This is a genomic window from Chryseobacterium ginsengisoli, from assembly GCF_039542325.1.
Lineage (GTDB): Bacteria > Bacteroidota > Bacteroidia > Flavobacteriales > Weeksellaceae > Chryseobacterium > Chryseobacterium ginsengisoli.
In genome coordinates, this window is sequence record NZ_BAABHX010000002.1 from 119539 (window position 1) to 139016 (window position 19478).

The window sequence follows — 19478 nt, forward strand, 5'->3', positions numbered from 1 at the left end:
ATTTAATTTTTAATAAATTGTAAATCAATCTATTAAAATTAAGAACCACTTATTTTTATAGGTGGTTTTTTGTTGAATTTTATCATAATTGGTTTTTTGGCAAGCAATTTGAAAGATACTCTCCGTCAAATGAAAAAATGACAAGTAGTAAAATTTAAAATAAGAAATAGTAAAAATTAAAAAATTAAAGTTATGAAAAAGTTAATCTTAGGAATAGCAGTAACAGCAAGTTCATTAGCATTCGCTCAAACAACGACTTCAAGCTCGAATATGTCATCTGAAAAACCAGTGCAATTTGGTATTAAAGCTGGAATAAATGTATCATCAATTTCAAAAGATGGATATGAAGACGCTAAAGCTAAAGTAGGATTTGCCGGAGGTGTTTTTGCAAACATTCCTTTATCAGAAATGTTCAGTGTTCAGCCGGAAGTAATGTATTCTCAAATGGGATCAAAAGTAACTAGTAGCTACAGCGGTACAGTTCTAGGAAATAATTTCACTTCAAAAAGTTCTGCAACATTGAATTTAGATTATGTTACTGTTCCTTTAATGCTTCAATTTAGAGCTACTCCTGCATTTTATGTGGAAGCAGGTCCTGAATTTGGATTTTTGGTAAGTGCAAAAACTAAAGATGCAAGTACAACTACTGTAAATGGATCTACAACTACTACAACATCAGAATCTGGTGACGTTAAAGATTATTTTTCAGGATTTAATATGGGTGTTGGTCTTGGTTTAGGATATGATATTACTCCAAACTTTGGTATTAGTGCAAGATATGTTGCCGGATTTACAGATATTAACAAGAAAGACAGTAATACAAACGGTAATACTTCTCTTCAAAATGATGGAAATAAAAACAGAAATAATACATTCCAAGGAGGTGTATACTTCAAGTTTTAATAATCCAGGAATTTAGGAAAAAACAATTTTGATTTCAATAAAGAAAGATCAGACTTACCATTAAGTTTGATCTTTCTTGCATTATAGAACTTTGTATTTATGAATTACATTTTATTTAAACCTGATTTTTATCAATATTTAAGTTAATTAATAAATTTTGGCAAGAAATTTGCTTATTAGAGTTGAAATTTTATTAATTATTAATTAAAAATTTATAACTATGAAAAAATTATTTTTAGGATTAGCAATTGCTATCAGTTCACTGACTTTTGCTCAGGAAAAAGAAAAATCTTCAGCCCAGCCTGTAAAATTCGGAATCAAAGCTGGATTAAATGTATCTTCTATTAATGATGACGATTCAAAAGCAAAGGCAGGCTTCTATGGAGGTTTTTTTGCCAACATTCCTGTAGCAAGCTCTTTTAGCGTACAACCTGAGGTTTTGTATAACGGAATGGGTGCTAAAGATAAAACTTATTCATCTTTAAAATTGAACTTGGATTATATTTCTCTTCCTGTAATGGTTCAATACAATGTTCTTCCGGAATTATATCTTGAAGCAGGTCCTCAGTTCAGCTTTGCAATTAGCCAGAAAGTAAAAGGCGATGGAGGTTCTGTAGATGTAGACAAAGCTTTTAAAGGTTTTGATCTTGGTTTGGGTCTTGGTGCAGGATATTATATTGAGCAGAAATTCGGAATTACGGCAAGATATGTTGCCGGACTTACCGATATTGCAGAAGATAATCCAGGAGATGCAATCAGAAATGGTGTTTTCCAGATTGGTATAGCTTATAAATTCTAAGCAAATTATTCTAAGAAAAAAGGTCAGACTTGTTATTAAGCCTGACCTTTTTGTTTTTATTTAAACTAAAATTTTAATTAAATAATTCCACTTCTTCACCTTTTTCTACAGGATATTCTTCTGTAAAACATCCGAAGCAGTGATTTGCAGAACCTAAAATTACTTTTAAGTTTTCTGTGCTTAAAAATTCTAAAGAATCAACTCCCAAATAATCTCTAAGCTCTTCTGTTGTCATATTTGCAGAAATCAAATCATCTTTTGAAGGAGTATCAATTCCTAAATAACAAGGTGCAATAATCGGCGGAGAAACACTTCTGAAGTGAATTTCCTTCACGCCTGCATCTTTTAGAATCTTAACCAGTCTTTTAGAAGTAGTTCCACGAACGATTGAATCATCAATGATCACTACTCTTTTGTCTTTGATTTCAGAAATGATAGGGTTCAGCTTAAGGTTTACTACCCTTTCTCTCATTTCCTGAGTCGGTACGATAAAACTTCTTCCGATGTATCTGTTTTTAATCAAAACCGGACGGAAAGGTATTCCTGAAGCTTTAGAAAAACCAATGGCAGCCGGAACTCCCGAATCAGGAACCCCGATTACAATATCAGCTTCTACAGGAGCCTGTTCCCAGATTTTCTCCCCAGATTTTTCTCTGATTTCGTAAACGTTGATATTTTCTAAAGATGAATCTGGTCTTGCAAAATAAATGTACTCGAAAGAACAAATTCTTTGCTTCGCTTTCGATTCATCTACCATAATTGAGTGAAGTTTTCCAGGCTCATTTTCATTCGTATAAATGATTTCTCCCGGTAAAATATCACGAACATATTGTGCTCCAACAGCATCTAAAGCTACAGATTCTGAAGCTACAACGTAAGAATTTTCGTTGATTGCTCCCAAAACTAAAGGTCTGATTCCGTTGAAATCTCTGAATGCAAAGAATTTATTTCTTGTCATTCCGACAACAGAATATGCTCCCTCAATTTTCTCCATAGTCGCTTTAATAGCTCCACGAAGTCCAAGATCAAGATTTTTTTGGATTAATCTTAAAATAACCTCAGAATCGGAAGTTGCTCTGAAAACAACGCCTTCAGCTTCCAATTCAGCTTTTAATTCTTTTGCATTGGTAAGATTACCGTTATGCGCAATTGAAAGGATAATCTGGTCATATTCGTTTTTTGCGAAAAATGGCTGAAAATTATACTTCTTTTTATCTCCTGCAGTCGTATAACGTGTATGTCCGATTGCAGAATTTCCCATAAAAGTTTCAGGATCCTGGATCTCTTTATAAACATCTAAAACCAGCCCTTCATCTTTCATATTGGTGATTTTTCCGTCCTTTAAAACAGAAATACCACAAGCTTCCTGACCTCTGTGCTGTAACGCAAAAAGCCCGAACTGCGAAAGAGAAAACGTATCCAAATCATTATCAGAATACATTCCGAAGATACCGCATTCCTCATTGGGAGCATCCAGTCTTTCTTCTTCCTGCGTTCTGAAAAGATTTCTTCCGTAGGTTTGAGTTTCAAATTGTTTTAAATATTCACTTTTATGAATGTCTAAACTTTTCATTTCTATTTTTTCTAAATTAGAAGTTAGATATTAGATGTTAGAAATTAGTCTAAGTTAACTTCAATTATAATTTTAAACTTGTCTTTAATGAATAAATCATTTTCTGTATCTCAGCCAAAAGTTCTTTTAAAGGAATTATTTTAGTTTCGGAAATAAAATCTAAATCTATTAATAATTGTAGTTGAGTTTGTAGTTCATAAGTTGAGCCAAACGCAATTCCAAGAAATTGATAAAATTCATTCTTATTATTTCTTCCTGCTCCTTCTGCAATATTTGAAGGTATTGAAACAGCACATCTTCTAATTTGAGACAGTAAACCAAATTTTTCTTCACTTGGCAATTCTGCAGTAACTAAATAAACTTGTTTTACTAAAGCCATCGATTTACTCCAAACTTTAAGATCTTCTATTCGATGTGATTTCATACTAACCTCTAATATCTAACTTCTAACTTCTAAAAATTTACTTACCAAGTAAATTTTTCAATCTATTGTAGATCTCAACGTAAGCCTCAGTAACTTCTCCTAAATCTCTTCTGAATCTGTCTTTATCCAGCTTCTTCATTGTATCCTTATCCCAAAGTCTGCATGTATCAGGAGAAATTTCGTCTGCAAGGATGATTTCACCGTCAGAAGTTTTTCCTAATTCGATTTTGAAATCAACTAAGATGATATTCATTTTGTCGAAAAGATCGATCAAGATTTCGTTAATGTCTGAAGTTAATTCATACATTTCGTCAAGCTCTTCATACGTTGCAGCGCCTAAGAAAACAGCGTGATGATCATTGATAAGCGGATCTCCCAATTCGTCTTTTTTGTAGCAGATATCGAAGATCGTAACCGGAGATTTAATTCCTTCTTCAACTCCTAATCTTTGAGCCATACTTCCCGCAGAATAGTTTCTTACCACCATTTCCAAAGGAATAATTGATACTTTCTTTACCAATTGCTCTCTTTCGTCCAATTGTTTGATGAAATGAGTTTTAATCCCTTTTTCATTTAAATATTCGAAGATTAAAGTAGTGATCGCGTTGTTCATCTCCCCTTTCAAATCTACAGAACCTCTTTTTTGAGCATTAAATGCAGTAGCATCGTCCTTGAAACGAACTACAACTTGGTCAGGATTATCGGTAGCAAATACTTGTTTCGCTTTACCTTCGTACAACATTTCTTTCTTTTCCATTTCTTACTAGATTTATTTTTATTATTTAATTAAAATTCCTGTTAAAACTGCCAATCCAAAGCTCAGAAGTGTACCTATTAATACATATTCTGTTAATTTTCTTTGTTTGGCCTGTGCTAAGTCGCTGAATCTGAAAACAGATTTTGCAGCAACCATAAAACCAACGCCTTCCCAATGATTCACCAAAATAAAAGTGAATACCAGTAAACGTTCTAAAATTCCAATATATTTTCCGGCACTTGATAAAGATTCGGTTTGTATGTTACCTGTAGTCTCCGGAACGGGCGTCCATGAAGACAATAATATTTTGATAAAAATTGAAGCGGGGGTTGTTAAAAATAAACCTGCCATCAATATTTTTAAAATTTCCTGATCTTTTAAAAATTCAAAATTGAATTCATTAAAATAAAAAGAAATTCCGACAATCACTAAAATATGAAGAGCCTGATCAATAAAGAACCAGCCTTTTTTATTTTTAACAGTCTGAAAACTGAGTTTTGCCGCATCAATAATAAAGTGTGTAATTCCCACTAAAACAGCGACCCACCCAAGTTGAATATCCCAAAGGAAAATAAAACTTAAAACTGTGTGGATCAGAACATGAAGATACAAATATTTGCTCTTCAGTTTTTTGCTTTCTTTCTCTGCAACCCAAGAATTTGGCTGGAGAATAAAGTCTCCAAATAAATGTGCCAATATGAGTTTAATGAAAAGCATACTCTATAATTCTGAAATTTTCTTTCTAAAATATTGATTGGTCTCCACGATAAGCTCGTAGTTTGCACGCTTCAATCTCTGACTTACAGACGATTGTGAAATTGTGAATCTTTTTGCCAGATCTTCTTGTGTAATATCCTTATTCATAATCATTTCGTGAATAATTTCGGAAGTCGCCATCGTCCAGTTATCAAAATCTTTGGATGACCATTTCAGTAGAATATTTAGGTCTCTGTCTACAGAATCGTTGGAAGTTTTGATAGAAACGGTATGCCCGTCGTTCTTTAAGTCATTCAGTAATCTTCCGGAATGTACATATGCAGTTCCATTGGATTCTGTGATTTTATTAGATGAAAAATTTTCTTCGCCAATACCTATGGCAATTCTTACATCTAAATTTTCCTGACTTTTTATAAGTGATTTTATCGCCAAAAAACGCCAAAAAACATCGTCTATATTACATTTGAATTGAAACTCATCTCCTCTGTAGATTTCCCATGTTTGAGGAGCGCTTCCCCAATTGTCGAGAAGATTTTTAAGCTTGGTGATCCAAACTTCTGTTTCCGCGTGTTGTGAATTTATAATATCTCCGGTAAGTACCGCTATCATTTTGCAAATATAAGCATAATTACTTATAAATAAAAAATATAAGCAGAAACACTTATAGATATTAATTATTAGTGAATCTGCTTATATCAATTATATATTAATTGTAAACGATTGTAATATTTACAATTAATTAATTTTCAAAGGTTTTGATAAGAATGCCAATTTTTAATTTATATAAATCTTAGTTTTAACTTAAAAATTACTTCTTAATAAACTGATAAACTTTCTCATCCAATTTTAACAGATAAGAACCGGTTTCTAGGTTTTGAACAGAAATATTCTTTTTATTTTTAAAAGGTAAATTTTCAGAATAGATCAATTTTCCTGAGAAATCTAAAATCTGAGCCGATTTCACATTCTCAACCTTTCCATTTACGAAAATATTATCATGAACAGGATTTGGATAAATTTTAACATCATTTCCAGCTAAAACTACATCAGAAGCGGAAAGCGTTCCTAAACTCTGACAATAATCACTTGCATAGGAATTCCATTCAGAAATATTAAAAGATGTTGTAGGCTGAGTTACACTTGGCTGTCTGTACAAAGAAACGTTTGCCAATGTGGAAGTATTTGACTGCCCGCTTACTCCAATCGCATCAACCGTTGAAGACTTGTATCTTAACTCTAAATAATTGCTTCCTGAAAATGTCATTTGAGGAGCTGCTGTTACGAATTTCGCCTGATTAATATTGTAACACGAGAAGTTAGCTGCGGGATTTAACACTACAAAAGCTTCATTGTTTTGTACAGTTCCTTCCAATTCATAAGGATCTACAAAATAATAGCTTGTGCCACTGTAAAACTGAATCGATAACCTGTAATCGCTCAAGTTCACAGGATGTCCTGTTTTATTTGTAATTTCTAATCCTTTGTTGTTTGAAGTTCCTTCCAGATATTTTGTTACCATTAAATCTTTAGCATAAACATCAGAAGCTAAAGTTGTCGCGGAAGCTATATTGCTGTCGGATGACAATAAATATCCGTTATCATAAGCTTTAACTGTAAAAGTATAAGCTGTTGAAGGTGTCAAATGGTCCACACTGAATGTTGTATTTTTTGTTGCTCCGACCAAAGTTCCATTCTGGTAAATTTTATAACCGATAACATCTGTACTTGAACTTGGCGTCCAGCTCAATGTTGTAAAATAGGCACTGTTTTGAGTAACCGTTAAATTTGTAGGTGTTTGTGGCACAACCGCATCCGGAGTTTGTCCCCAGATTGCATTAATCCAAGCCGGATTATCAATAAAAGGATTTCTGTTTTTCTGCAAATTATAAACCGCATTATTTCTGTCAATTTCTTTTTGAGAGACAGGATCTTGCTGATTCCACTGAAGAAGCATTGCTACATAAGCCGGATCAAAAGCTCTTTCTTCAGTTCCATCCAAAGGATTGGTATCTGAAACAGGATTAGCATTATTATTAAAATTGAAAGTACCTAATTTCCCTTCATACCTTACTGCAAAATAAAGTAAACTTCTCGCTACATCACCTTTAAATTCATTGATTGGTTCGTAAACACGTCCTGTATAAGTCATTCCGGGAATTGCACAATTTCCGATTCTTGAAGTATTGGTAAATGTGTAATATATAGTAGAACCTACAATTCCGTAAGGATAATTACTTCTTAACTGATTGATTCTTGCATCGGTCGGAACCACATAAAATAAGTCAGAATACATAGGATAATTGCTGTAGAATGTACTTTGAGGCATCATGTGTTCCCGATTCCAACCTAAGCCTTCTGCGGACGCACTTCCGATTATATTTGCAGTTGTATATTCGTAAGCATCCGGTCCTGTTGGAATTTCAGAATACATATCTAATAATATAGTTGTATTTGAAGCATCATGATCATAATATTTATCCAAATCTGTCTGATTGTAATAATTCGTAAGATCGCCGTAATGCCAGTTTATATTTTTCGCCGAAATAATGTCATGAAGCTTTGATTTCAAGGCGTAACCCGTCAAACCTGTAGTTCCATCGTAATATCCTGCAGGAGCTTGAGCCGCAAAATACGATGAAATCATAATAATAGGAAGTAGAAGTTTTTTCATGTTTTAAAATTGGGAGGCTAAAATAGTAAATTAATATGCTTAAAGTTCGGAAAATTTTATTAAAAAATCATTAATTTTCAAAATATAAAAAATTGAGAATTAAAGTTTTGCAAATGAAACCTTATGGCTTAAATAATTTTTTTGGGCGTTCCGTCAATTTGGTTATCTTTGGGAACTAACTATTTTTATCTATATGAATACAGAGACTATTGACAATATCAAAATGATAGCGGAAACGGCAAGAGAATTTGCTGAAAAGAATATTAGACCTAATATTATGGAGTGGGACGAAAGCCAGACTTTCCCTAAAGATCTGTTTCATGAGTTAGGAGAAATGGGGTTCATGGGAATCGTTATTCCTGAAGAATACGGTGGTTCAGGACTTGGATATCATGAATATGTTACAATTCTGGACGAAATTTCTCAGGTAGATCCTTCAATTGGACTTTCTGTAGCGGCACACAATTCACTTTGCACAAATCATATTTATGAATTTTCAAATGAAGAGCAAAGACACAGATGGCTTCCTCAATTGGCTTCTGGAAAAGTAATCGGAGCTTGGGGATTAACAGAACACAATACAGGTTCAGATTCAGGAGGAATGTCTACTACAGCTGTAAGAGATGGTGACGACTGGATCATCAACGGTGCTAAAAACTTTATCACACACGCAATTTCCGGAGATATCGCTGTTGTAATGACAAGAACTGGGGAAATTGGAGCTAAAAATAATTCAACAGCTTTCGTATTGGAAAAAGGAATGCCTGGTTTTTCTTCCGGTAAAAAGGAAAATAAATTAGGAATGAGAGCTTCTGAAACGGCAGAATTGATTTTCGACAACGTTCGTGTTCCGGATTCTCACAGATTAGGAGAAGTTGGAGAAGGTTTCAAACAGGCTATGAAAATTCTTGACGGAGGTAGAATTTCTATCGCTGCATTAAGTTTAGGAACTGCAAGAGGCGCCTACAAAGCTGCTTTAAAATATGCTAAAGAAAGACAGCAATTCGGAAAATCTATTTCAGAATTTCAGGCAATCAATTTTATGCTGGCAGATATGGCAACTGAAATAGACGCTTCTGAATTATTGATCCAAAGAGCTGCAACATTGAAAAATGCTAAGCAGAAAATGACAAAAGAAGGCGCTATGGCAAAATTATATGCTTCTGAAGCTTGTGTAAGAATTTCAAACAATGCAGTTCAGATTTTCGGAGGATACGGTTATACAAAAGACTTCCCTGCAGAGAAATTCTACAGAGATTCTAAGCTTTGCACGATCGGAGAAGGTACTTCTGAAATCCAAAGGTTGGTAATCGGTAGAGATATCACAAAATAAAATTATTTCAAAAAAGACATAAACAAATGATTAAACAAGCATTATTAGGTGAATTTTTGCATGAAGCAGAAAGCACCAGAAAACTTTTAAAAGCGATTCCGGACAGCGCTTTGGATTTTAAGCCATCCGATATCAACTGGACAACGGCTCAATTAGCTTCTCATATTTCAGAAGTTTATAATTGGTACGAAGGAACTTTCAATCTGGATGTATTTGATATGGGAACATACAAATATGATAAAGGCGATATTTCTAAAGCAGAAAATATTGTTGCCAAGTTTGAAGAAAATGTTGCAAAAGCTCAGAAAGTTTTAGAAAATTGGGACGAAAGTACCGCAATGAACGAATGGAAAATGGAAATGGACGGAAATTCACTCTTCCCTCCTATGCCGAAAATTCAGGTGGTTCGTGCTTTTTTATTTAATCATTTGTATCATCACAGAGGTGAGTTGGTAGTTTATCTTAGATCTACAGGAAATAAAGTTCCGGGAATGTACGGACCAACTGCCGACGATAAGTTTTAAAAATTAGAATTATATCATCAATAAGTGAATAGCACTCGTGTTTTGCGGGTGCTATTTTCTTTTTTTGAGATTATAAATTTTAAGCTATAACTAATGTATTGCATAATTATTTAGATGCATTGTCTAAAATTTTCTTAAAAAATTTTCTTTTTCATAATTAAATTTTTATTAGCTTTGATATTCCACAATCAAATAGAAAAACTTATATGAAAAAACAGCTATTGGTGATTGGAATGCTTGCATCAGGTATTTCATTCGCACAGACTGATCGTCTTTGGTCTGAAAATTCAACAAAAAAAATCACAGAAATCTTTGAAAACAAACTAACAATTAACAATCCTAAAATCTACACTCTGGATATTAATGGTTTGAAAAATGCTCTTGCCAAAGCTCCAAAGAGATTGGTAGCAGGAGAAAAATCAGAGATCATTATTTCTTTTCCGAATTCTGAAGGAAAAATGGAAAACTTTAAAGTAAGAGAGAATTCCAACTTTGATCCTCAGTTAGCAGCAAAATTCCCGGACATCAAATCGTATGTAGGTGAAGGTTTTGGAGATTCAAATTCTACCGTTTATTTCAGTGTTTCGCCACTTGGTCTTTCATCAATGGAAATTTATGGCGACAAATCTGCGGTTTTCATTGAGCCTTATTCCAAAGATCTTTCAACGTATGTCGTTTACAAAAAATCAGACAAAAAAGATGATCTCAACAAATTTGAATGTACTGTAATTGATGTTGCTAAAAAAGGAGTTTCCGGTATTACGGATCTTGCAGCAAGACCAAACGCAGATGATGCAAAATTAAGAACTTTCAGATTGGCATTGTCTTGTACGGGAGAATATACAACGTATTTTGGAGGAACAAAAGCCAACGCTTTAGCCGCAATGAACAATACCATGACTCGTGTAAACGGAGTTTTTGAAAAAGATTTTTCGGCAAGAATGGTTTTAATTGCTAATAATGATGCGGTAATTTACACCAACGCTTCAACAGATCCATATTCTGCAGCTTCAGGAATGAGCAGTTGGAATTCTCAGTTGCAGTCAACTTTAACATCTGTGATCGGTGAAGCAAACTACGACATCGGTCACTTATTCGGAGCTTCCGGAGGTGGCGGAAACGCAGGCTGTATTGGCTGCGTCTGTACAAACGGATCAAAAGGAAGCGGCTATACTTCTCCGGCAGATGCAATTCCATCAGGTGATAATTTCGATATCGATTATGTTGCTCACGAAATGGGACATCAATTCGGAGGAAACCATACTTTCTCTCATACCAACGAAGGAACAGGCGTAAATGTAGAACCTGGTTCCGGATCGACAATCATGGGTTATGCAGGAATCACTTCTCAGGATATTCAACCGCATTCAGATGCATTTTTCCATGCAGTGAGCATTCAGCAGATTACTAATAATATTAAAGCTAAAACTTGCCCGGTTAGTACAAACACAGGAAATTCAATTCCAACAGCTGGTGCAGGTCTAGATTATACAATTCCGAAAGGAACACCATTTGTTTTAACAGGAACCGGAACAGACGCCAATGGAGATTCTTTGACATACGTTTGGGAACAAATGGACAGCGCTTCTTCTTCACAGACAGGAGCAAGTTCGGCAGCAAGTGCTACAAAGGCAACGGGACCTACTTTCAGATCTTGGACACCACAAACAACTCCGGTAAGATATTTCCCAAGAATGGCTTCTGTATTAACAGGAGCAACAACAACGGCAGGTTCAGAAATTACCGTTGAAGCTCTATCAAATGTTGCAAGAACTTACAATTTCAGATTTACTGTTCGTGATAACAGAGCCGGAGGTTCAGGAAACAATTCTGATGATACGGTGATCACTGTAAATGGAACGGCAGGACCTTTCAGTGTAAGTTCTCAAAATTCAGCAACAACTTATGCAGGTGGAAGTACTCAAACCATAACATGGAACGTTGCAGGAACTACAGCAAATGGAGTAAATGCTGCGAATGTAGATATTCTTTGGTCTACAAATTCAGGAACAACATGGACTACTCTATTGGCTGGAACTCCAAATGACGGAACTCAGGCTGTGGTAATTCCAAACGCTTCTACCACAACGGGAAGAATTATGGTAAAAGGTTCAAACCATATTTTCTTTGATGTAAATAATGCAAATATTACTGTAAATGCAGGTTCAGGAACTTCGGATACGACTGCTCCGACAGCGCCTACATTAGCAGCTTCAGGCACAACTTCTACAAGCACAAATCTTTCTTGGTCAGGAGCTACAGACAACGTGGCAGTTACAAGTTACGATGTTTATCAAGGAGCTTCATTGATCGGTTCTACAGCTTCAACAACTTATGCAGTAACCAGTTTAACTCCATCAACAACGTATAGTTTCTCTGTTAAAGCTAAAGATGCTGCAGGAAATGTTTCGCCTTCAAGCAATACAGTAAGTGTTACAACTCTTGCAGGAACTACAGTTTCTTACTGTTCAGCTTCTGCCAATAATACAGGAGACGAAAGAATCGGAAATGTGAAATTCGGAACTATCAATAATACATCAACAGGAACTGTAGGTTATGAAAACTTCACGGCTATTTCTACAAACGTTACAAGAGGAACGGCTTATGCAATTTCTGTAACTCCGGTTTGGACTTCAACGGTTTACAGCGAAGCGTATGCTGTTTATATCGATTATAACGGAGACGGAGATTTTACAGACAGCGGAGAATTAGCTTGGTATAAAGCAGGTTCTACCACGACTCCGGCGACAGGATCAATTACTATTCCGTCAACTGCAACGCTTGGAACAACAAGAATGAGGGTAATGATGCAGTACAGTTCTGTACCTACATCTTCTTGTGGAACTTATACTTACGGACAGGTTGAAGATTATACATTGAATATCGTTTCATCAGGAAGAGCTGAAACAGTAAATACAAAAGATCTATTAACTGATATTAAATTATATCCAAATCCGGCAAGAGATATTTTAAACGTATCAAACACGACGACAGAAGATTATAAAATCTTCGATATGGGTGGAAAACTAATCAACTCAGGAAAACTTGAAAGAGGATCTGTAAATGTAAGTAACCTTATCAAAGGAGCTTATATGATACAAATCGGAGAAATCTCTAAGAGATTTATCAAAAACTAATACCTTACTCAATTAAACTTTGAGACAAAAGGCTGCCTGGAAATGGGCAGTCTTTTTTTATGAGTAATAATTAATTGGTAATGAGTAATTTTAAAATTAAATTTTAGTTATATTATATACGAAGCAGTAAAACGTCTTAATTTTAATACCACTTATTAAATAATTCAACAAAAAACCTAATCCCTAATTCCTATTATCTAATTCCTAATTTTTATATTTGCCTAAATAAAAAATATTCATGGATAAAATTGACAGTCTGAACCAAGTAGCAGAATTCCACACAACTTTCAAAGCCCCTATTTTAGATACTCCACAAATTCCTTCACCTGAAAGATGCAACCTTAGAGTTGAACTTTTACAGGAAGAATTAAACGAATTAAAACAAGCCATTGCAGACAATAATATCGTAGAAATTGCAGATGCATTGTGCGATTTACAATATGTTTTGAGTGGTGCAGTCTTAGAATTCGGACTTGGCAACAAATTTGTAGAGCTATTCAACGAAGTTCAGCGCTCGAATATGTCTAAAGCTTGCGATAATGAAGAACAGGCACAGGAAACCGTTGAATTTTACAAGGCAAAAGATGTAGAGTCATTTTATGAAAAGTCCGGAGAAAAATTTAATGTTTACAGAAAGGCGGATCATAAAGTATTGAAAAATAAATACTACTCTCCTGCCGATTTAAAGACAATTATCGAAGATTAATATGAAAAAATTTATTACAAATATTGTTGCTGTTTCAACTTTATTTTTGGCTTGTCAACAACTTAGCGCACAAAAGGTTGTGATCGGACGCGAGGTTGAAACAACAAATGATGGCAAAATGCTTTTGGGAAATCAGTTGAAAAGCAAATTTCTTGAAGCTCCGTATGCAGATTGGTATGTAAAAGAACATGACGAATATGCAATGGATCAAAAAGCGGTCAGCGAACTTAAAAAAGATAAAATTAATTCTTATAATCTCATCGTTTTCATGGGAACTTGGTGTGAAGACAGCCACAGAGATTTTCCAAGATTAATGAAGATTTTAGAAGAAGTAAAATATCCTGAAGGTAAATTGACAATCATTGCTGTAAACCGCAAAAAAGAATCTCCGACAGGTGATGAAGCACGTTATAATATCCAGAAAGTTCCGACAATTATCGTTGAAAAATATGGTAAAGAAATCGGAAGAATCGTAGAAATGCCTACAACCGGATATATTGAAAGAGATTTGGTTGAAATCCTGAAAAAAGATGATGCTTCAGTAATTAAAGAAATTTTTGGTAAATAAGATTTGAGAAATATAAAGATTTTAGTTCCGTTTTTAGCGGGAGTTGTATTGATGACAATTCTGTTTTTCAGCTTTAAGTCTTGTTTTAGTCTTAGCAAAAAAACAGAAAGTTCAGACTATTATATTCTGACCAACCAGATTTCCAAGATGAATAAAATGGTTGTGATTGAGCAAAATACTTCTTCCATGCAGAAAACCAAAATGGGTTATGAATTTTTAGGTAAAGAAATGACAAGCAACAGCATCATTACTTACACAAAAACAAATGCTCAGGTTTCTTACGACCTTAATAAAATGAAAATGAAGGTAGATTCTATCAATAAAAAATTAATTATTACAGAATTACCGGATGCAGACATCAGAATTACTCCAAGTGTTGAAATTCAGTCGATGGATGATTCTTTTTTCAACAGGATTTCTGAGAAAGATATTAAAAATGTAACGCAGAAAGCTAAAGATACAGCCGTAAAATCCATCAATGAAAATCAACTGAGAACGGAAGGGAGAAAACAATTGATGGAAAATCTTAATAATATTTTCGTTTTGGCAAAGGCTTTGAATTATACAATAGAAGACCAGACCGGTAAGCTGGGTGTTTTAGGACTATAAAATTCAAAAGCTATGGACTCAAAAGGAAAAGACAAAAAAGAAGAATCTGCAAATTCTGCGGAAACTAAAAGACAAAATCAGGATTTCCCAAATATTCCTGCCTCATCAAAGAAAACAAATCCGCCTGATATTGATAAAGAAGACGTTCAAAAATCGTCAAAAGGTAAATCAGGAAAAACAGATAATACGGATGAATAAATAAAAAGGTTCCGCTTCGATTGAAGTGGAACCTTTTTTAGAAAAAAATATACAAATAAAAGTCAAATATCCTAATAAACCGACAGTGGTCAATTCGCTCCGCTCGTAAACTACCCTAACTATTTGACTATTGACTTACGAAGCAAAATCGACAATTCACTTTCTTTATACAATCGTTGATTTCCCGATTTTCACATTTTCAAAATTATAATATGATTTCTCGGAATATTTAATATAATCTGCAATAAAACTTCCCACTTCACTTGTCGAATAAGGCTGTTCTGAATTCAGATCAACTGTAACATATTTATTTTCAATCGCATATTCCACAGATGCTCTCAATTTTTCTGCAGCATGATCCAGTTTTAAATAATCGAGCATCATCGCCGTACTCAAAATTGAAGCAATAGGATTGGCAATTCCTTTTCCTTTCGCTTGTGGATAAGAACCATGGATAGGCTCAAACATAGCATTTTCATGACCAATTGAAGCCGATGGAAGCAGTCCGATAGAACCGCCGATTACACTTGCTTCGTCAGAAATAATATCTCCAAACATATTTTCCGTAACGATCACATCAAACTGTTTTGGATTTAAGATTAATTGCATGGCTGCATTGTCCACAAACATAAAATCAAGCTCTACATCTGGATATTCTGCTGCAATTTCTTTACAGACTTTTCTCCATAATCTCGAAGTATCCAAAACGTTGGCTTTATCAATTAAGGTTAATTTTTTTCTGCGTTTTTGTGCTTCCTGAAAAGCCATATGAACGATTGGCGCGATTTCTTCACGATTATATTTACAAATATCATAAGCATAACCCGCTTCTTCATCCGTAAATTTTTCGCCAAAATAAATTCCGCTCACCAATTCTCTGAAAATCTGAATATCAGTTCCTTCGATGATTTCTTTTTTCAAAGGACTTTTTTCAATTAAAGAATTGTATGTTTTTAAAGGTCGGATGTTGGCAAAAAGCCCTAGCTCTTTACGAAGTTTCAATAATCCCTGTTCCGGACGAACTTTCGCATCGGGATTATTATCAAAAGAAGGATCGCCGATCGCTCCGAAAAGCAACGCATCAGATTCTTTGCAGATTTCCAGTGTTTCGTCGGGCAAAGGATTTCCTGTTTTAAAAATGGCTTCAGCTCCTACTAATCCGTATTTAAATTCGAATTGATAATGAAAAGCTTCGGCAATTGCATCTAAAATTTTAATGCTTTCAGCAACAACTTCCGGTCCGATTCCATCTCCGGAAAGAACCGCAATTTTAAAATTAGTTTTCATATACTTTTTGTGTTTTTAGTTCAAATTCTTTAATCGCCTGTTTTCTGCTGATTAAAAAGTCAATATCATCATAACCGTTTATCAGACATATTTTTTTATAAGAATCAATTTCAAAATTCTCTGTTTTATTGTTGAATGTGATCGTTTGTTTTTCAACATCTACTAAAATTTCTTTTTCAGGATTTTCTGCAATATCGTTTAAAATCTGTTTTAAAAAATCTTCTGAAACTTTTACGGGCAACAAGCCGTTATTTAACGCATTACCTTTAAAAATATCTGCAAAAAAACTTGAAATAACTACTTTAAAACCATAATCCGTCAAAGACCAGGCTGCATGTTCCCGACTGCTTCCGCAACCGAAATTATTTCCTGCGACAAGAATTTCACCGCTGTATTTTGAATTATTTAAAACAAAATCAGAATTCGGTTCATTCGTATGAACGTTGTACCTCCAATCCCTGAAAAGATTGTCACCAAAGCCGTTTTTATCTATACTTTTTAAAAATCTTGCAGGGATAATCTGGTCTGTATCTATATTTTCAACCGGCAAGGGAATTGCCCTGGATTTTATAATGGTTAATTTTTGCATTTTGTTTAAATCAAAATAATTTTAATTCGTTTAGTTTAAATTTTCAAAAACGGAAATTCGACCCTCGATTGCAACTTTTGCGGCAGTTAAAGGACTTGCCAGAATCGTTCTTGCACCTTGTCCCTGTCTTCCCTCAAAATTTCTGTTGGAAGTTGAAACGCAATATTCACCTTCGGGAATTTTGTCGTCATTCATCGCTAAACAAGCCGAACATCCCGGCTGCCTGATCTGAAAACCTGCTTCATTAAAAACTTTATCTAAACCTTCTTCAAAGATTTGTTTTACAACCTGTTGCGAACCCGGAACAATCAAAGCCTGAACGTGCTCCGACTTGTTTTTTCCTTTAATATAATTTGCTGCAGAACGGAAATCTTCAATTCTTGCATTGGTACAGCTTCCGATGAAAACATAATTTACTTTGATATCCGAAAGAGCTTGTCCGGCTTTTAAACCCATGTATTTCAACGCTTTTTCCTCAGATTCATTTTGCGGAATCGGAATATTTTGATTAATAGAAATTCCCATTCCCGGATTTGTTCCGTACGTGATCATTGGGTAGATTTCCGAAGCATCGAAAGAAAATTCTGTGTCGAAAACAGCTCCATCATCGGTCTTTAATGTTTTCCAATATTCTAATTTTTCTTCCCATTCTTCGCCTTTTGGCGCGAAAGTTCTTCCTTTTACATAGTTGAAAGTCTTTTCATCAGGAGCAATCATTCCTCCACGAGCACCCATTTCGATGCTCATATTGCAAACCGTCATTCTGCCTTCCATCGACATTTCTTCGAAAACATTTCCGGCGTACTCACAGAAATAACCTGTTCCGCTGTCGGTTCCGACTTTTGAAATAATGTATAAAATCACATCTTTCGGCTGAACATTTTTGTTTAATTTACCATTAACGGTAATTCTCATCGATTTTGGTTTGTTCAACAACAAGCATTGGCTTGCAAAAACCTGCGCAACCTGACTCGTCCCGATTCCAAAAGCAATCGAACCGAAAGCACCATGCGTTGAAGTGTGACTGTCGCCGCAAACAATGCTCATTCCGGGTTGTGTAACTCCCAATTCCGGAGCAATAATGTGTACAATTCCTTGATATTGATGACCTAAACCGTATAGTTCAATATTGTTTTTTTTACAATTTTCTGTTAGTTGTTCAACTTGATTTCTCGAAGAATCATCTCGAATCGGTTTATCCTGGTCTAGGGTCGGAACGTTATGATCCGCAGTCGCTACAATTTGTTTTGGTCTGAAAACTTCAAGATTTCTAGTTTCTAATTCAGCAAAAGCTTGTGGACTTGTTACTTCATGAATCAGATGTTTGTCAATGTATATAATTTGAGGTCCATCTGGAATCGTTTCTACAACATGAGCATCCCAAACTTTATCAAAAAGTGTTTTTTTATCGCTGTTCATTTTAATTTATCTAATTGAAAATAAGTACTACTACCCTATTTTTCTTGTAACTCTTTCGATGATAGAACTTAAATCGTCATTATTAACTTCTTTTTTATTATCTGCAATTTTTAAAAACTCCTGATACAGAAAATCAAGTTCATTTTTAGTTACATCAAAACCAATATGTTTGAATCTGTACGCTAAAGCAGAACGTCCACTTCTAGCCGTCAACACAATAGTTGAAGCATTCACACCCACTTCTGAAGGATCGATAATCTCGTAAGTTTCTCTATTTTTAATCACACCATCCTGATGAATTCCTGAACTGTGTGCAAAAGCATTCGCTCCCACAATCGCTTTATTTGGCTGAACAGGCATTCCCATGAGTTCAGAAACCAAAACACTCATCGGATTGAGCATTTTGGACTGAACGTCAGTATATAATTTTAAATATGGATGCTGTTTTAAAACCATCACAACTTCTTCCAACGCTGTATTTCCTGCTCTTTCTCCCAATCCGTTGATGGTACATTCGATTTGTCTGGCTCCATTAATAACTCCTGCAATAGAATTGGCAGTTGCCATTCCCAAATCATTGTGACAGTGACAAGACAAAATTACATTTTCGATGCCTTTTACATTTTCTTTCAGATATTTGATTTTTTCACCGTATTCTTCAGGAAGACAATATCCTGTCGTATCGGGAATATTGAGAACTGTTGCACCAGCTTTAATAACTTCTTCACAAACTTTTGCTAAATAATCGTTATCTGTTCTTCCGGCATCTTCAGCATAGAATTCTACGTCTTCGACATAAGATTTGGCATATTTTACAGCCTGAACAGCTCTTTCAATAATATCTTCTCTGTTTGAATTGAATTTAAATTTAATATGAGAATCAGAAGTTCCGATTCCTGTATGAATTCTTGGTCTTTTTGCGAATTTTAATGCTTCTGCAGCTGTGTCAATATCTTTTTGATTGGCTCTCGTTAAGCCACAAACCTTTGCATTTTTTACCAGTTTTGAAATCTCCGAAACCGAATGAAAATCTCCGGGACTTGAAATTGGAAAACCAGCTTCGATCACATCTACACCAAGTTCGTCGAGTTTTTCGGCTATAATTAATTTTTGCTCTGTATTTAATTTACAACCCGGAACCTGCTCTCCATCACGCAGCGTGGTATCAAAAATTTCGACTTTTTCGGAATTCATAATGAAGTTTTTACTTAATTTTGATTCAAATCTAGAAAGATGAAACGTTTATTCATTTTTAGTTTTTATA

Annotated in this window: 19 protein-coding genes; 9 read left to right on the forward strand and 10 right to left on the reverse strand. The window is 34.7% G+C overall.

Features of this window, described 5'->3' with window-relative positions:
* Window positions 1-192: 192 nt before the first annotated feature.
* The gene (locus ABD940_RS05585) at window positions 193-903 is read left to right on the forward strand and encodes a porin family protein (RefSeq protein ID WP_345200868.1); all 711 of its coding nucleotides are present in this window, start codon (window positions 193-195) and stop codon (window positions 901-903) included.
* 220 nt (window positions 904-1123) lie between these two features.
* Entirely contained in the window at window positions 1124-1702 is a 579-nt protein-coding gene (locus tag ABD940_RS05590) for a porin family protein (RefSeq protein ID WP_345200869.1), read from the forward strand.
* Window positions 1703-1775: 73 nt separating this feature from the next.
* On the opposite strand, the gene purF is transcribed toward ABD940_RS05590, so the two are convergent.
* The 6 genes from purF to ABD940_RS05620 form a co-directional block, all read right to left on the reverse strand.
* Window positions 1776-3275: an amidophosphoribosyltransferase gene (purF, locus tag ABD940_RS05595; protein WP_345200870.1), complete on the reverse strand. Its 1500-nt coding sequence runs from the start codon at window positions 3273-3275 to the stop codon at window positions 1776-1778.
* Between the two features lie 64 nt (window positions 3276-3339).
* Window positions 3340-3699: a four helix bundle protein gene (locus tag ABD940_RS05600; RefSeq protein WP_345200871.1), complete on the reverse strand. Its 360-nt coding sequence runs from the start codon at window positions 3697-3699 to the stop codon at window positions 3340-3342.
* 37 nt (window positions 3700-3736) lie between these two features.
* The gene (purC, locus tag ABD940_RS05605; protein ID WP_259106868.1) at window positions 3737-4456 is read right to left on the reverse strand and encodes a phosphoribosylaminoimidazolesuccinocarboxamide synthase; all 720 of its coding nucleotides are present in this window, start codon (window positions 4454-4456) and stop codon (window positions 3737-3739) included.
* Window positions 4457-4477: 21 nt separating this feature from the next.
* Complete coding sequence (locus ABD940_RS05610; RefSeq protein ID WP_345200872.1) at window positions 4478-5173, reverse strand: DUF3307 domain-containing protein; 696 nt, start codon at window positions 5171-5173, stop codon at window positions 4478-4480.
* Window positions 5174-5176: 3 nt separating this feature from the next.
* Window positions 5177-5782: a SatD family protein gene (locus ABD940_RS05615; protein ID WP_345200873.1), complete on the reverse strand. Its 606-nt coding sequence runs from the start codon at window positions 5780-5782 to the stop codon at window positions 5177-5179.
* Between the two features lie 199 nt (window positions 5783-5981).
* Window positions 5982-7844 carry an endonuclease gene (locus ABD940_RS05620; protein WP_345200874.1) on the reverse strand — a complete coding sequence of 621 codons (1863 nt, stop codon included), beginning with the start codon at window positions 7842-7844 and terminating at the stop codon, window positions 5982-5984.
* A 193-nt stretch (window positions 7845-8037) separates the two neighbouring features.
* Here ABD940_RS05620 and ABD940_RS05625 point away from each other — a divergent pair, with 193 nt between their 5' ends.
* The 7 genes from ABD940_RS05625 (at window position 8038) to ABD940_RS05655 (ending at window position 14919) form a co-directional block, all read left to right on the forward strand.
* A complete protein-coding gene (locus ABD940_RS05625) occupies window positions 8038-9177 on the forward strand; it encodes an acyl-CoA dehydrogenase family protein (protein WP_345200876.1) in 1140 nt (379 codons plus the stop codon).
* A 26-nt stretch (window positions 9178-9203) separates the two neighbouring features.
* Window positions 9204-9701, forward strand: a complete 498-nt coding sequence (locus ABD940_RS05630) for a DinB family protein (RefSeq protein ID WP_345200877.1) — start codon at window positions 9204-9206, stop codon at window positions 9699-9701.
* 206 nt (window positions 9702-9907) lie between these two features.
* The gene (locus ABD940_RS05635) at window positions 9908-12838 is read left to right on the forward strand and encodes a reprolysin-like metallopeptidase (RefSeq protein ID WP_345200879.1); all 2931 of its coding nucleotides are present in this window, start codon (window positions 9908-9910) and stop codon (window positions 12836-12838) included.
* Between the two features lie 238 nt (window positions 12839-13076).
* Window positions 13077-13544: a pyrophosphohydrolase domain-containing protein gene (locus ABD940_RS05640; protein ID WP_345200880.1), complete on the forward strand. Its 468-nt coding sequence runs from the start codon at window positions 13077-13079 to the stop codon at window positions 13542-13544.
* 1 nt (window position 13545) lies between these two features.
* A complete protein-coding gene (locus ABD940_RS05645) occupies window positions 13546-14112 on the forward strand; it encodes a TlpA family protein disulfide reductase (protein WP_345200882.1) in 567 nt (188 codons plus the stop codon).
* A 3-nt stretch (window positions 14113-14115) separates the two neighbouring features.
* Entirely contained in the window at window positions 14116-14721 is a 606-nt protein-coding gene (locus tag ABD940_RS05650) for a DUF4230 domain-containing protein (RefSeq protein ID WP_345200883.1), read from the forward strand.
* 12 nt (window positions 14722-14733) lie between these two features.
* Window positions 14734-14919: a hypothetical protein gene (locus ABD940_RS05655; protein WP_345200885.1), complete on the forward strand. Its 186-nt coding sequence runs from the start codon at window positions 14734-14736 to the stop codon at window positions 14917-14919.
* A gap of 165 nt (window positions 14920-15084) precedes the next feature.
* Here ABD940_RS05655 and leuB read toward each other — a convergent pair whose 3' ends face one another.
* From leuB to ABD940_RS05675, 4 genes are read right to left on the reverse strand one after another with little or no spacing between them, the layout of a single operon-like run.
* Complete coding sequence (gene leuB / locus ABD940_RS05660; RefSeq protein ID WP_345200886.1) at window positions 15085-16206, reverse strand: 3-isopropylmalate dehydrogenase; 1122 nt, start codon at window positions 16204-16206, stop codon at window positions 15085-15087.
* A complete protein-coding gene (gene leuD / locus ABD940_RS05665) occupies window positions 16196-16795 on the reverse strand; it encodes a 3-isopropylmalate dehydratase small subunit (RefSeq protein ID WP_345200887.1) in 600 nt (199 codons plus the stop codon). The genes leuB and leuD overlap by 11 nt, the downstream gene beginning before the upstream one ends.
* A gap of 30 nt (window positions 16796-16825) precedes the next feature.
* Entirely contained in the window at window positions 16826-18214 is a 1389-nt protein-coding gene (gene leuC / locus ABD940_RS05670) for a 3-isopropylmalate dehydratase large subunit (protein ID WP_345200889.1), read from the reverse strand.
* Between the two features lie 30 nt (window positions 18215-18244).
* Window positions 18245-19408: a 2-isopropylmalate synthase gene (locus tag ABD940_RS05675; RefSeq protein ID WP_345200890.1), complete on the reverse strand. Its 1164-nt coding sequence runs from the start codon at window positions 19406-19408 to the stop codon at window positions 18245-18247.
* Between the last annotated feature and the right edge of the window lie 70 nt (window positions 19409-19478).

Excerpts from the sequence above, each read along its gene's own strand:
- ABD940_RS05615 (WP_345200873.1), bottom strand. The coding sequence starts at position 5,782 with ATGATAGCGGTACTTACCGGAGATATTATAAATTCACAACACGCGGAA.
- leuC (WP_345200889.1), bottom strand. The coding sequence starts at position 18,214 with ATGAACAGCGATAAAAAAACACTTTTTGATAAAGTTTGGGATGCTCAT.
- ABD940_RS05635 (WP_345200879.1), top strand. The coding sequence starts at position 9,908 with ATGAAAAAACAGCTATTGGTGATTGGAATGCTTGCATCAGGTATTTCA.
- ABD940_RS05675 (WP_345200890.1), bottom strand. The coding sequence starts at position 19,408 with ATGAATTCCGAAAAAGTCGAAATTTTTGATACCACGCTGCGTGATGGA.
- ABD940_RS05610 (WP_345200872.1), bottom strand. The coding sequence starts at position 5,173 with ATGCTTTTCATTAAACTCATATTGGCACATTTATTTGGAGACTTTATT.
- ABD940_RS05640 (WP_345200880.1), top strand. The coding sequence starts at position 13,077 with ATGGATAAAATTGACAGTCTGAACCAAGTAGCAGAATTCCACACAACT.
- ABD940_RS05600 (WP_345200871.1), bottom strand. The coding sequence starts at position 3,699 with ATGAAATCACATCGAATAGAAGATCTTAAAGTTTGGAGTAAATCGATG.
- ABD940_RS05620 (WP_345200874.1), bottom strand. The coding sequence starts at position 7,844 with ATGAAAAAACTTCTACTTCCTATTATTATGATTTCATCGTATTTTGCG.
- ABD940_RS05645 (WP_345200882.1), top strand. The coding sequence starts at position 13,546 with ATGAAAAAATTTATTACAAATATTGTTGCTGTTTCAACTTTATTTTTG.
- purF (WP_345200870.1), bottom strand. The coding sequence starts at position 3,275 with ATGAAAAGTTTAGACATTCATAAAAGTGAATATTTAAAACAATTTGAA.
- leuD (WP_345200887.1), bottom strand. The coding sequence starts at position 16,795 with ATGCAAAAATTAACCATTATAAAATCCAGGGCAATTCCCTTGCCGGTT.
- ABD940_RS05585 (WP_345200868.1), top strand. The coding sequence starts at position 193 with ATGAAAAAGTTAATCTTAGGAATAGCAGTAACAGCAAGTTCATTAGCA.
- leuB (WP_345200886.1), bottom strand. The coding sequence starts at position 16,206 with ATGAAAACTAATTTTAAAATTGCGGTTCTTTCCGGAGATGGAATCGGA.
- purC (WP_259106868.1), bottom strand. The coding sequence starts at position 4,456 with ATGGAAAAGAAAGAAATGTTGTACGAAGGTAAAGCGAAACAAGTATTT.
- ABD940_RS05630 (WP_345200877.1), top strand. The coding sequence starts at position 9,204 with ATGATTAAACAAGCATTATTAGGTGAATTTTTGCATGAAGCAGAAAGC.
- ABD940_RS05625 (WP_345200876.1), top strand. The coding sequence starts at position 8,038 with ATGAATACAGAGACTATTGACAATATCAAAATGATAGCGGAAACGGCA.
- ABD940_RS05590 (WP_345200869.1), top strand. The coding sequence starts at position 1,124 with ATGAAAAAATTATTTTTAGGATTAGCAATTGCTATCAGTTCACTGACT.
- ABD940_RS05655 (WP_345200885.1), top strand. The coding sequence starts at position 14,734 with ATGGACTCAAAAGGAAAAGACAAAAAAGAAGAATCTGCAAATTCTGCG.